Source organism: Streptomyces sp. NPDC048211, from assembly GCF_043202315.1.
Taxonomy (GTDB): Bacteria; Actinomycetota; Actinomycetes; order Streptomycetales; family Streptomycetaceae; genus Streptomyces.
Genome location: NZ_JBIDAD010000006.1, coordinates 20,080 through 32,946 on the forward strand (window position 1 = coordinate 20,080; position 12,867 = coordinate 32,946).

At 72.1% G+C, this 12,867-nt stretch carries 11 protein-coding genes; 5 read left to right on the forward strand and 6 right to left on the reverse strand.

From position 1 onward, the window contains the following. Positions 1 to 56: 56 nt before the first annotated feature. Both recR and ACGFZA_RS22395 read right to left on the reverse strand, forming a co-directional pair. Complete coding sequence (gene recR, locus ACGFZA_RS22390) at positions 57 to 656, reverse strand: recombination mediator RecR (protein ID WP_266780167.1); 600 nt, start codon at positions 654 to 656, stop codon at positions 57 to 59. Between the two features lie 82 nt (positions 657 to 738). Next, positions 739 to 1,074, reverse strand: coding sequence for a YbaB/EbfC family nucleoid-associated protein (locus ACGFZA_RS22395; protein WP_385284656.1), 336 nt, complete (start codon positions 1,072 to 1,074; stop codon positions 739 to 741). 394 nt (positions 1,075 to 1,468) lie between these two features. On the opposite strand from ACGFZA_RS22395, the gene ACGFZA_RS22400 reads away from it, so the two are divergent. Continuing rightward, on the forward strand, positions 1,469 to 2,248 hold the full coding sequence (locus tag ACGFZA_RS22400; RefSeq protein ID WP_393681899.1) for an SLATT domain-containing protein: 780 nt from the start codon (positions 1,469 to 1,471) through the stop codon (positions 2,246 to 2,248). 59 nt (positions 2,249 to 2,307) lie between these two features. Here ACGFZA_RS22400 and ACGFZA_RS22405 read toward each other — a convergent pair whose 3' ends face one another. The 3 genes from ACGFZA_RS22405 to ACGFZA_RS22415 form a co-directional block, all read right to left on the reverse strand. Beyond that, on the reverse strand, positions 2,308 to 2,958 hold the full coding sequence (locus ACGFZA_RS22405; protein WP_385284597.1) for a hypothetical protein: 651 nt from the start codon (positions 2,956 to 2,958) through the stop codon (positions 2,308 to 2,310). A gap of 264 nt (positions 2,959 to 3,222) precedes the next feature. Beyond that, entirely contained in the window at positions 3,223 to 3,987 is a 765-nt protein-coding gene (locus ACGFZA_RS22410) for a GntR family transcriptional regulator (protein WP_385284600.1), read from the reverse strand. A 67-nt stretch (positions 3,988 to 4,054) separates the two neighbouring features. Further along, positions 4,055 to 5,416: an aspartate aminotransferase family protein gene (locus ACGFZA_RS22415; RefSeq protein ID WP_393681412.1), complete on the reverse strand. Its 1,362-nt coding sequence runs from the start codon at positions 5,414 to 5,416 to the stop codon at positions 4,055 to 4,057. Positions 5,417 to 5,667: 251 nt separating this feature from the next. Between ACGFZA_RS22415 and ACGFZA_RS22420 the strand changes: the two genes are divergently transcribed. The 4 genes from ACGFZA_RS22420 (at position 5,668) to ACGFZA_RS22435 (ending at position 11,297) form a co-directional block, all read left to right on the forward strand. After that, the gene (locus ACGFZA_RS22420; protein WP_385284606.1) at positions 5,668 to 6,267 is read left to right on the forward strand and encodes a type 1 glutamine amidotransferase family protein; all 600 of its coding nucleotides are present in this window, start codon (positions 5,668 to 5,670) and stop codon (positions 6,265 to 6,267) included. Next, on the forward strand, positions 6,264 to 6,752 hold the full coding sequence (locus ACGFZA_RS22425; RefSeq protein ID WP_385284609.1) for a MarR family winged helix-turn-helix transcriptional regulator: 489 nt from the start codon (positions 6,264 to 6,266) through the stop codon (positions 6,750 to 6,752). Before ACGFZA_RS22420 ends, ACGFZA_RS22425 begins: the two co-directional genes overlap by 4 nt. A gap of 214 nt (positions 6,753 to 6,966) precedes the next feature. After that, a complete protein-coding gene (locus ACGFZA_RS22430) occupies positions 6,967 to 9,060 on the forward strand; it encodes a protein kinase (protein ID WP_393681415.1) in 2,094 nt (697 codons plus the stop codon). A gap of 245 nt (positions 9,061 to 9,305) precedes the next feature. Beyond that, on the forward strand, positions 9,306 to 11,297 hold the full coding sequence (locus tag ACGFZA_RS22435; protein ID WP_393681417.1) for a YncE family protein: 1,992 nt from the start codon (positions 9,306 to 9,308) through the stop codon (positions 11,295 to 11,297). Between the two features lie 149 nt (positions 11,298 to 11,446). On the opposite strand, the gene dnaN is transcribed toward ACGFZA_RS22435, so the two are convergent. Beyond that, the gene (gene dnaN / locus ACGFZA_RS22440; RefSeq protein WP_393681419.1) at positions 11,447 to 12,571 is read right to left on the reverse strand and encodes a DNA polymerase III subunit beta; all 1,125 of its coding nucleotides are present in this window, start codon (positions 12,569 to 12,571) and stop codon (positions 11,447 to 11,449) included. Positions 12,572 to 12,867: the final 296 nt, after the last annotated feature.

A 12,867-nucleotide genomic window follows, 5' to 3' on the forward strand; every position in this document is an offset into this window, starting at 1 on the left:
TAGCGGCGCTGAACGTAAAGCCGCCGTGAGACCGCCGGCCGACGGCCGGAAGGCGATCAGACATCGAGCAGGCGCCTCCCCTCGAAGGCGCGGCCGAGGGTGACCTCGTCCGCGTACTCCAGGTCGCCGCCCACCGGAAGGCCACTGGCCAGCCGGGTGACGCGCAGACCCATCGGCTTGACCATCCGCGCCAGGTACGTCGCGGTGGCCTCGCCCTCCAGGTTGGGGTCGGTCGCCAGGATCAGTTCGGTGATGGAGCCGTCGGCGAGACGGGCCAGCAGCTCGCGGATGCGCAGATCGTCCGGCCCGACGCCCTCGATGGGGCTGATCGCCCCGCCCAGGACGTGGTAGCGGCCCCGGAACTCCCGGGTCCGCTCGATCGCCACGACGTCCTTCGGCTCCTCGACCACGCAGATGACCGTCCGGTCGCGGCGCGGGTCGCGGCAGATCCCGCACTCCTCCTGCTGGGCCACGTTGCCGCAGACCGCGCAGAAGCGGACCTTGTCCTTGACTTCCAGCAGCGCGTGGGCGAGACGGCGCACATCCGTGGGCTCGGCCTGGAGGATGTGGAAGGCGATCCGCTGCGCGCTCTTGGGACCGACGCCGGGCAGCCTGCCCAACTCGTCGATGAGGTCCTGAACCACGCCTTCGTACAACGGATCGCCTTTCGGGCCGGGTCGGCTGCTGGGTCGTGGTACGTACCGTAGGGGGTACGCACCGGCTTGGATATGTCCGTGCTCAGAAGGGAAGGCCGGGCATGCCGCCCAGGCCCTGGGCCAGCGGGCCCAGCTTCTGCTGCTGGAGCTGCTGGGCGTTCTCGTTCGCCGCCTGGACCGCCGCCACGACGAGGTCCGCGAGCGTCTCGGTGTCCTCCGGGTCCACCGCCTTCGGGTCGATCACCAGGCCGCGCAGCTCGCCGGAGCCGGTGACCGTCGCCTTCACCAGGCCGCCGCCGGCCTGACCGTCGACCTCGGTCCTGGCCAGTTCCTCCTGCGCCTCGGCAAGGTCCTGCTGCATCTTCTGGGCCTGCTGCAGCAACTGCTGCATGTTGGGCTGACCACCACCGGGAATCACGGTCACTCCAGGCATTTCGACGACAAATGTTTCGGTAAGCCGAGCCTACGTGGTCCCCGGGCAGCGCGCCCCACCCGCTGGCGAGCAACTCTTTCGAGTGAGTTCGGGTGAGCGGTGGCACGACTCCTATACCTGACCAGAGGCCCTGTGCACCCGGGAATACCTCGATTTCGACCCCACGGCCCACCATTCGGCGGTAGGAAGGGGTGGCGTCCCGGTACGCGCATGCGCATCTCCCGTCACGCAAGGTTACGCACGAGGGACTGCGGGTCGCACCGGGGCCGGTGAGCAGCGAGTGCACAGAGAACAGAGATCCGCCCATCGTCGAGTACGCGGTCGAGAACACGCGCCGCCATGCAGCATGCAGAGGAGTACCCCGGTGAGTCAGCCGGAGATGCAGCCCGAAGGGCCGCCCCGCAACGAATCCGGTGTGCCCGGTCCGGCCACTTCCTCCGGTGCGGGCTCCGGCGCTCGGAGCCGCGAGGCGCAGGGCAGGGACCTGGCCGGGACGCCGTTCCCGCTCGGCGACTGGGGCGAACCCGCCCAGCGGCTGGACGAGCTGTACCGATGGGTCGAGGCCGATGCGCTGCGCACCGCCGGCTGGTATCTGGGCGACCGGGTGTGGAAGCGGCGCGGCGCCAGGGCGCTGCGGCTGGGGACCGCGGCCGGGGCGGTGGCGGGTGCCGCGCTGCCGCTGCTCGACCTGACGGGCGCGCTGCACGGCGCGGCCGGCTGGGGGTACCTGTCGCTGCTGCTGGGCGCCGCGTGCATGGCGTGCGACCGGTATTTCGGGCTGACCTCGGGCTGGATAAGGAATCTCGCCACGGCACAGGCCGTGCAGCGACGGCTCCAGGTGCTCCAGTTCGACTGGGCGTCGGAGTGCGTGCGCGAGGTGCTCGGCCCGGCCGAGGGGACGGCGAGCGAGGCGGCCGAGCGGTGTCTGGGGGTGCTGCGGCGCTTCTCGGAGGACATCACGGAGCTCGTACGGTCGGAGACCGCGGACTGGATGGTCGAGTTCCGGGCAGGTCCCGCGCCGATGGGCATGCAGACGCTGGTCTCCGGCGGAGCGGGCGGCGGACGCACGGAGCCGGGGGCGCAGCCGGGAAGGTTTCCGCTGCAGTCGATGGGCCGCCCGAACATGCCGCGGCAGCGGCCGCCGGAGTCCCCGCGGTGACCGGTCACCGGTGAGCACCGCGGGGAGCGGCGGATTCCGTACAGGGCGGCCCCGGGCCCTCAGCTGAAAATGATCATCGAGCCCTGGGCGAGGCTGCGGGTGACCGCCGCGTGCAGGCCGAGCCAGACGTGGCGTTCCCGGGCGAAGGGGTTGTCGTCGTACGGGATCGGCAGCGCCGGTTCCTCCAGCGCGGTGGGCGCGGCGGGCGGCAGCGGGGCGGGCGGCGGGTTGGCCGGATCGATGCCGATGGACGGGGCGACGAACTGCAGCTCCCGCAGCAGCCCGTGCGCCGAGCCGAGCGGACCGCCGCCCTCCAGCAGTGCGTCGGTGGACAGCGGCACGGCGAAGTCCACGGGGACGTAGGCGCCCGCGTGGTCGTAGTGCCACACCAGGTGCGACTGCTGAGCGGTCGGCTCGAACATCTCCAGCAACTGCTCGTAGTCCCCGCCCAGTTCGTCGACGGGGGTGACGGCGAGACCGCTGAGCTGGAGGAGGTACGCGCGGCGCAGGAAGTGCAGCGCGTCGTAGTCGAAGCCCGCGACCGGGGCCACGTCACCGGTCAGTCCGGGCATGTACGCGTAGACGGGCACGGGCGGCAGCCCTGCCTCACCGAGCGCTCTGTCGTAGACGGCTATCTCTTCTGCGAAGGGGTTGTCGGGGCTGTGGCACAGCACATCGACGAGGGGGACCAGCCACAGGTCACAGGCCACGAAGTCTCGCTCTCATGCGGGGATGCGTGCAGGGATGCATGCACGTGTGGGTGCGGGGATGCATGCACGTATGCGTGCGGGTGCGCGTATGCGTGCGGGTATCGGTGCGGGTATGCATGCGGGTGTGCGCGCGGGTTGTCTGTGCGGTGGTGCGATGGTCGGGACAGCGTAATGCGGTCGGGACGTCGCGGACAGTGGTCCCTCACGACCTGTTCGGCCCCGCCCCGCTCCGCCCTGTCCGCCTCGCCCGTCCCGCCGGACCGGTCAACTTCGCGGAGGTCCCCCGGCCGCGGGCCCGTCCGGCCCGTCCGGCAGCGGTGCGGGTCCCGGATCGGCCGGATCTCCTGCCGCCAGCCGGTCCGCCCAGCTCAGGGCGTGTTCGTTGTAGTCCTCGACGGCCCTGCGCAGCGCCTCGCGGTCGCGCTGGGTGATCGCGGCGACGAGTTCGGGGTGCCCGTTCCAGAGCCAGTCCCGCACATCGGCGTCGCCGCGCAGGTACGGCACGGCGAACACCCAGGCCTGGACCCGCAGCCGGTGGAGGAAGTCGGTGATGTAGCTGTTGCCGACGAGCGCGCCCAGCTCGCGCCAGAAGCGCAGGTCGTAGCCGATGAGGATGTCCAGGTCGCCGCCGCGCGCCGCGCGGGAGGCCTCCTCGGCCCGGCGGCGTACGGAGACGAGCGCGTCCCGGTAGGCGGTCTGCTTCGCCGGCGAGGGGAGCGCCCCCGTGAAGACGTCCCGGATGACCGCGTCCATGACCAGGGTGCGGGCCTCCACCATCGCGCGGTAGTCCGCGACGGTGAACTCGTGGACCCGGAACCCCCGGTGCTGGTCGGATTCGAGCAGACCCTGCGCGGAGAGGTCGAAGAGCGCCTCGCGGACGGGCGTCGCGGAGACGCCGTACTGCTCGGCGATCTGCTTGACGGTGAACTCCCGTCCCGGCTGCAAACGCCCGGCGAGCACCTCGTCACGCAGCGCGTCCGCGATCTGCTGCCGCAGCGTACTGCGGGTGACCGCTCCGCTCGCGCGCATGGCGCCCCTCCCCTGTTTCGGCCTCGGGTCACCTTAAACGAGGGGGGCGGGGAGGGGCGCGGCAGCGTTACGCGGTGTGCTCGTCGGCCACGGACAGCGCCGCGTCGAGAGCGACCAGGCCCTCCTTGGCCTCGGCCTCGGTGACGTTGCAGGCAGGAACGGCGTGGGTGCGGTTCATGTTGATGAAGGGCCACAGGCCGTTCTTCTTCGCCGCCGCGCCGAAGGCCGCCATCGGCGCGTTGGCCTCGCCCGTCGCGTTGTACGGGACCAGCGGCTCGCGGGTCTCCTTGTTGCGGACCAGCTCCAACGCCCAGAACGCGCCGAGGCCGCGGACCTCGCCGACCGAGGGGTGGTTCTCGGCCAGCTCGCGCAGACCGGGGCCGAGGACGTTCTCGCCGATGTGGGCGGCGTTCTCGACGACCTTCTCGTCCTCCATCACCTGGATGGTGGCGACGGCTGCGGCGCAGGCCAGCGGGTGGCCGGAGTACGTGAGGCCGCCGGGGTAGGGGCGGGTCTCGAAGGTGGCGGCGATCTCGGCGGAGATGGCGACGCCGCCGAGCGGCACGTACCCGGAGTTGACGCCCTTGGCGAAGGTCATCAGGTCGGGCGTGACGTCGAAGTGGTCGGCGGCGAACCATTTGCCGGTGCGTCCGAAGCCGGCCATGACCTCGTCGAGGACGAAGACGATGCCGTACCGGTCGCAGATCTCGCGGACGCCGGCGAGGTAGCCGGGCGGCGGCGTCATGATCCCGGCCGTGCCCGGGATGGTCTCCAGGATGATCGCGGCGATGGTCGACGGGCCCTCGTAGGCGAGGGTGTCCTCCAGGTGCTGGAGCGCGCGGGCGCACTCCTCCTCCTCGGTCTGCGCGTAGAACGGCGAGCGGTAGAGGAACGGCGCCCAGAACCGTACGACGCCCGCGGAGCCGTTGTCGGACGCCCAGCGGCGCGGGTCGCCGGTCAGGTTGATCGCGGTGGAGGTGGCGCCGTGGTACGAGCGGTAGGCGGACAGCACCTTCGTACGGCCGGTGTGCAGCCGGGCCATCCGGACGGCGTTCTCCACGGCCTCGGCGCCGCCGTTGGTGAAGAAGATCTTGTCCAGGTCACCGGGGGTGCGCTCGGCGATGAGGCGTGCGGCCTCGGAGCGCGCCTCGACCGCGAAGGCGGGCGCGAAGGTCGTCATCTTCCCCGCCTGCTCCTGGATCGCGGCGACGACGGTGGGGTGCTGGTACCCGATGTTGGTGAAGACGAGGCCGCTGGTGAAGTCCAGGTAGCGGTTGCCGTCGTAGTCCCAGAAGTACGACCCCTCGGCGCCGGCGACGGCGAGCGGGTCGATCAGGCCCTGGGCGGACCAGGAGTGGAACACGTGCGCGCGGTCGGCGGCCTTGACGGCCGCGCCGGCGGCGGAGTCGACAGGGGGATGAGGGGTCATGCGACGAGCGTAGGCGGCGGCGGGACGCGTCCGGTATGGCCACCTTGTATGGCGTGGGCCGCCTGGTTCGGCAGGGTGTCGGGTCGCCGAGGACCCGCCGTCCTGCTGTGCCGGGGCGCCGCGGACCGCCGTCCTGCCGTGCCGGGCCCGTCCTGCCGTGGCGGGCCGCCGCGGACCCGCCGCATCATTGACAGCATGTTGTCGAAGTGACAGCATGTTGTCATCAACGTTCTTCCGCCGAGGAGGCCGCCATGACCCACAGGACGAAGACCGCGCACCTGGCCGTGTACGACACCTACGCCGACTGGGAGACCGGGCACACGACCGCCCACCTCGCCCAGAACGGCTTCACCGTCCGGACGGTCGGCCCCACCACCGCTCCCGTCACCAGCATGGGCGGGCTGAGCGTCCGGCCCGATCTCGCGCTCGCGGAGCTGAGTCCCGAGGACAGCGCGCTGCTGATCCTGCCCGGAGCGGCGCTGTGGGACGCCGGCGACGCGCTCGCCCCCTTCGCCCGCACCGCGCGCACCTTCCTGGACGCGGGCGTGCCGGTCGCCGCGATCTGCGGGGCGACGGCGGGCCTGGCCCGCGAGGGCCTGCTCGACGCACGCGCGCACACGAGCGCCGTCTCCTTCTATCTGGCGGCCACCGGCTACGCGGGCGGCGCGCACTACGTCGACGCCGACGCCGTCACCGACGGCGACCTGATCACCGCCGGACCGACCGAACCGGTCGCCTTCGCCCGTGAGGTCTTCGCCCGCCTCGGGGTGTACGACGAGAAGAAGCTCGACGCCTGGTACCGGCTGTTCCACGACTCGGACCCGAGCGCGTACGAGGTGCTGCAGGGATGAGTCACGCGGACCAGGACCGGCTGAGCCGGACCGCCCTCGGGATCTTCCACCTCAACGGCCGTTTCCTCTCCCTGGCGGAGAAGCTGGCCGCCCCGGCCGGGCTGACCGCCGCGTGGTGGCAGGTGCTGGGCGCGGTGATCGACGAGCCGTTGCCGGTCTCCGGGATCGCCCGCTCGATGGGCATCACCCGGCAGGCCGTGCAGCGCATCGCCGATCTGCTGGTGGCCAAGGGCCTCGCGGAGTACCTGCCCAACCCGGCCCACCGCCGCGCGAAGCTGCTCCGGCCGACCCCGGAGGGGCGTACCGCGATGTCCCGGATCAACCCGGGCCACGCGGAGTTCGCGGCGCGCCTGGCGCGGGAGCTGGGGGACGAGGGCTTCACGGAGACGGTACGGGTCCTGGAGCGCCTGACCCGGGCCATGCACACGCTGACCGGCCCCGAGGCCCCAGGCGCATCCGACTCCATTGGCCCTGCGGGAGGTTGAGGACGCGGCACCCGCCCGGCCCGGCCTCCGCCCCGTCCCGGCCCGGTCGCGGGCCCCGGCAGCGCAACCTCTGCGCGGCCCGGTCGCGGCCCCGGCAGCACTACCTTTGCGCGGCCGGTCGCGGAGCCCGGCACCGCAGCCCCGTCACCGCACGACCGCGCCGCTATTCTCGACCCCGTCCGGCGTGTCGCCGTACGGGGGAGGACTGCACACCATGGAGAAGCTCGGGGCCACCGATCCGCAACGCATCGGCGCCTACCGCCTGCTGGGCCGGCTCGGCGCGGGCGGCATGGGCCAGGTGTACCTGGCCCGCTCGGACCGCGGACGCGTGGTCGCGATCAAACTGGTCCGCGAGGAACTCGCCGAACAGCAGGAGTTCCGCGACCGGTTCCGCAAGGAGGTGCAGGCCGCCCGCCGGGTCGGCTCCACCTGGACCGCACCCGTACTGGACGCCGACACCGAGGCCGCCGTGCCGTGGGTCGCCACCGGCTACGTCGCCGGACCCTCCCTCCAGGCCACCGTCTCGGGCCGCGCGAGCACCTCGGCGGGCCCGGCCCCCGGGGCGTACGGCCCCCTGCCCGAACGCTCCGTCCACATCCTGGGCGCCGGTCTCGCCCATGCTCTGCGCGCCATCCACACCGCGGGCCTCATCCACCGCGACCTCAAGCCGTCCAACATCCTGCTGACGATCGACGGCCCGCGCGTCATCGACTTCGGTATAGCCCGCGCCCTCGACACCGTCACCGACGGCGGCCTCACCCGCACCGGCGCCCTGGTCGGCTCGCCGGGCTTCATGTCGCCCGAGCAGGTGCGCGGCGAGCGCGTGACCATGGCGTGCGACGTGTTCTGCCTGGGGTCGGTGCTGGCGTACGCGTCGACCGGGCGGCTTCCGTTCGGCGCGGCGGCCAGCGGGGTGCACGCGCTGCTGTTCCGGATCGCGCAGGGGGAGCCGGACCTGACCGGGGTGCCGGCCGACCTCGTGGGGCTCATCCAGGAATGCCTCCGCAAGGACCCCGGGGCCCGTCCGTCCACGGACGAGATCCTGGCGCGACTGGACGAGAGCGCCGGCGCGGAACCCTGGCTGCCGGGCGCGCTCATCGCCCAACTCGGCCGCCACGCGGTGGGGCTGCTGGACTCGGAGGACCCGGCCGACGCGGTCCCGGACGATGCGGACCCCGCCGGCACCGCACCCACCCGCACCCTCCCGCAGGACACCGCCCGCAACGACGCGAGCCCGGACACCGCGATTCCGGGCAGCGGGAGCCCGCACGGCGCGGCCCCGGACGACACGCCCCCGCAGGGCGCGGCCCCGGACGGCGCGGGCCTCGACGCCGCCCGTCCCGGAAGCGCGCCGCAGCCTCCCGCGCCCGGCAGCGCCCCGTGGCTTCCCACCGCGGTCGGAACCCCCACGCCCGCCACCACGCCCGCCACTGTGCCGACCCAGCCGCCACCGGCCTCGACACCCGCCCCCGCCTACGGCCATCCGCCCCAGCAGCCCCCCACCGACCAGGGCTACGGCAATGCGGCTCCGCAGACGCCCGGCCAGGGCTACGGCTATCCGGCTCCGCAGACACCCGGTCAGGGCTACGGCTATCCGCAGCAGCAGGCCCCCAACCAGGGCTACTCGTACGGCTATCCGCAGCAGCCGGGGTTCGGTCCCACGCCCCCGTACGGCCCGCCCCACCCGTCCGGAGTCCAGCCGTCCGTACCCGGGCCCGCACGCCGGAGCGCCGGCTCGACGGTCGCCCTCGTCGCGATAGCGGTGCTCGTCGCCATCGGGGCCGGCGGATCCGTCTACGCGCTCATGAGCGACCGCGGCTCCCCCACCGCGGGCCCTGCCGACCCCTCCCCGTCGGACAGCCCCTCGCACTCGCCCTCCGACTCGCCCTCCTCCGACGGCCCCCAGGACCCTTCCCCCAGCGACGACGCGCAGAACGGCGACGACGAGGGAGCCGTCCCGGAGGCGTATCTGGGCACCTGGTCCGGCAGCATCGACAACGCCGCCGGCCACTCCACCCGCGAACTGGTCATCCGCCAGGGCCAGGTGGGCGAGGCCGTCCTGACCCTCACGGCGGAGGGACCACTGGACAGCGGCGGCACCTACCGCTGCGTCTTCGAGGCGGACCTGGCGACCGAGCCGTCCGAAGGCGAGCCGGTCAGCGTCGGCCCGTCCGCGGTGACGGAGGGCGAACCGATGACGTCCTGCACCCCGGGCAGCTCCACCACCCTCACCCTGCTCCCGGACGGCAGCCTGAGCCGGGTGAACACCGACTCCGGCGAGAAGCTCACGTACACGAAGTCGGGCTGATCCGGACCGGACCGCGCGCCACGCGACCGACGGCTGCGGGCAGGCCCGCGGGCCGGGGCAGGCACGTCACCCGGCCGCCACTCGCACGTCACCGCAGGTCCGGCGGCGCCGGAACAGGACACCGGCGTGGAATACGTGCACACGATGTAAAGCTCATGTCATACCCTGCGACTCCGGGCCGGACCCCGTTCTCGTAGCCGGGTGCCACACGGCCCACCTTTACCGTGGGGGTAGACGTCATCATCATGCGTACGCGAAGAATCTCCACCGCGACCTCGCTCGCGGTCCTCTTCAGTTCAGTAGTGCTGGTCGGCGGTGCGGCCAATCCTGCCGCCGCCGACTCCAGCAAGGTTCTTCCTGCCACGTCCGTCGGCGACATCGTCACCGACGGCGTGCACAAGCGCGTCTTCATCAGCGACCCGACCGGCGGTCAGGTCATCGTCGCCGACTACGACGGTGCGGTTCTCGCAACGGTCCCGTCGCTTCCCGGAGTGACCGGGCTCGACCTGTCCGCCGACTCCGGCACGCTCTACGCCGCGGTACCGGGCGCCGACGCCATCGTCACGATCGACACCGCGGCGCTCACGGAGTCCGCCCGCTACGACACCGGCAGCGGCACGGGCCCGAAGTACCCGGCGCTCGCGGGCGGCAAGCTCTGGTTCGGTTACGGCTCGGCCGGCGCGGGCCAGATCGGTTCGCTCGACCTGACCGGCGCCGAGCCGGTCGTGAACCTGGGCCAGGAGACGGACGGCACCTGGTACGCGGCGCCTACCCTGGCCTCCACTCCGGGCGCACCCGGCGTGCTGGCGGCCGGTATCGAGGGCCGGAGCCCGGTGGAACTGGCGACGTACGACGTGGCCTCGGGCACGGCCACCCGCACCGCTTCCACCCGCACCGACGGCAGCAACCTGGGCGACCTCGCGCTCACCCCGGACGGCACGCAGGTCGTCGTGGCCAGCGGCGCCCCGTACAAGCACCAGGCGTACCGGACCTCGGACCTCACGCCCGCCGACGCGTACACGTCCAACGCGTACCCCAACGCCGTCGACATCGCACCGGACGGGACGGTCGCCGCCGGCATCTTCGGCTGGTACGACCCCGACGTCTACGTGTACAAGCAGGGTGCCACCACCACCACGCCCGTGCGGACGTACGAGTTCCCCAACACCGGGGACAACAGCGGCTCGGACACCCTGGACCCGGCCGGCCTGGCCTGGGCGCCGGACACCAGCAGGCTGTTCGCCGTCACCGTGAACAGCCGCGGTGTCCACTCACTGCGGGTGCTCACCGACCCCAACCGGTCCGTCACCACCGTCACGGTCAGCGCCCCGCCGAAGGCGACGCGCGGCAAGAAGGTCATGGTCACCGGCAAGGCGGTGTCCAACGTCCCGTTCGCCGCGGGCGCCACGGCCACCGTGACGCGGATCGACCTCGAGTCGCCCACGGGCAAGGTCCTGCCTCCCGTGGAGCTGAAGCCGGACGGCGCGTTCCACTTCGTCGACACGCCGCCCGCGGGCAGCACGGTCACGTACAAGGTGTCGTACGCGGGTGACGCCGCCCACTCCCCCGGATCGGGCAGCGGCAAGGTCACCGTCTCCCGCGCGGCCACCTCGCTGACCCTGAACCGCAACAAGGGGCTGTACGCGTACGGCACCGACGTGTCGTTCACCGCGCACCTCGGCACGACGTACAAGAACCGCGCCGTCGAACTGTGGGTGGATCCGTTCGGCGCGGACAAGCCCAAGAAGCTGGTGAAGACCGGCACGGTCGACTCCAAGGGCAATCTGTCCACCACGGTCGACATGACGCGGGACACCACCGTCACCGCGGTCTTCAAGGGTGACGGCCGCTACGCGCCCAGGACGGTCACGTCCACGGCGTACGCCAAGGTGTCGGTCTCGACGTCCATCTCCAAGCAGTACAAGAACGTCAAGATCGGCTCCACCACGTACGCGTACTTCCACAAGACGACCAACCCGGTCTTCACGACGAAGATGACGTACTACAAGGGCCGCAGCCACCTGCTCTCCCTTGAGCTCTACTACGCGGGCAAGTGGTACGACGCGGGCTCGCAGTACTTCGGGCTCGGCCCCGCAGGCTCGATCGTGACGCTGGAAGGCGAGCACGAGACGGGTTACCGGATGCGTGTCCGCGCCTCGTACGTGAACGACGCGTCGGGCGACAACGTGAACTCGACGACCCACGGCGCCTGGAAGTACTTCTACTTCACCAAGTAACGCGACAGGCACGCTGGATGGCTGCGGGGCCGGAGTCCTCACTCCGGCCCCGCAGTCGTGTCATCGGCCCGTCTCCGGGTAGGCCGTGGGCCCCGGCCCGCAGTCGTGGTCGTCCGGGCGGGCGGGCAGGCAGGCAGGCGGAAAGCGCCCTACATCAGCGGCTTGACCGACATGAGCAGGTGCTGGTGGGCCGGCTCCTCCGGGCCCGCCGCCGCCTCCCGGTCCGCGTGCCCGGTGACCATGGCGCGCTGTCCGGGGCCCATCAGCTGGAACCGGACGACCGGGGTGTCGAACGTGGACAGCGCGTCCATCAGGTACGAGGGGTTGAACGCGACCGTCAGCTCGTGCGCTCCCGCCAGTTCGGCGGGCAGCCGCTGGGAGGCCACATCGTCCTCGTAACCGGCCTGGAGAAGCACCGAATCACCGGCGAAGGCGAACTGGAGCGGGCTGTCCCCGTCCGCCACCACCGAGACCCGCTTCACGGCCTCCACCAGGGGCTCGCGCTCGGTCACCGCCGTGACCGGGTCCGCCAGCGTGAACAGCTTGTCGTGGCGCGGCAGCCGGCCGTCCAGGAGCCGGACCGTCGTCCGCATCCCGCCCAGCTCGAAGCCGGCCGAACCGCTGTCCAGCGCCAGGCTGACCATGCCCGCCCGGCCGAAGGAGCGGGCGATCTCGGAGAGCCTGCGGGCCGAGACGACGACATCGGCCGAGACGTCCGCCGCCGTGGGCTTCCACGCCAGCCTGCGGACCGCGAAGCGGTACCGGTCGGTGGCCGCCAGGGTCATCCGGTCCCCGTCGAGCCCCAGCCGGATCCCGGTGAGCGTCGGCAGGGTGTCGTCCCGGCCCGCCGCCACCGACACATCGGCCACGGCATCCGCGAACTCCTGTCCGTCCACCGCCCCGAGCACCCCGGGCAGCGGCGGCAGGGCCGGATAGTCGTCGAGCGGCAGCACCGACAGACCGAACCCGGCACCGCTGCCCGTCACCGTGAACCGGGATCCCTCGACCGCGCACTCCACGGCCCCTTCGGGCAGCACCCGGCACACGTCGAGCAGCCGACGGCCCATCACCAGGACCTTGCCGGGCCGCACGGTCTCGGCCGGCACCTCGATGCGGGCGGACGCCTCGTAGTCGAGGCCGGAGATGCAGAGCGTGCCGTCCGCCGCCTCCAGCAGCAGACCGCCCAGCACGGGAACGGGTGACCTCGTCGGCAGCACCCGGGCCGCCCAGGCCACCGCGTCCGCGAACTCGCCGCGTTCGATCCGGAACTCCATGATGGTGACCTCTCCTCGTGCGCCGACCGTCTCCGGTCTCCGACGCTAAGGGTCACCACTGACAACGGGGCGCCGAGGCGGTTGCGGCCGACGACAGCGGCCACCCCCGTGAGCCGCTGCCGTCGTTCCCCCGTGCCTCTCCCCCGAAAGGCCCGCAACCGCGTTCGGACTCTAGGACGCGGGGCAGGCGAGGGGAAGAAACAGTTCGCACGGTGTGGTCGAGCAGAGGTATCAGTTCGCACAGCCGAACCGGTACGCTGCACTCCGGTTTTTGGCGGGACCAGGGGACGGGGGCG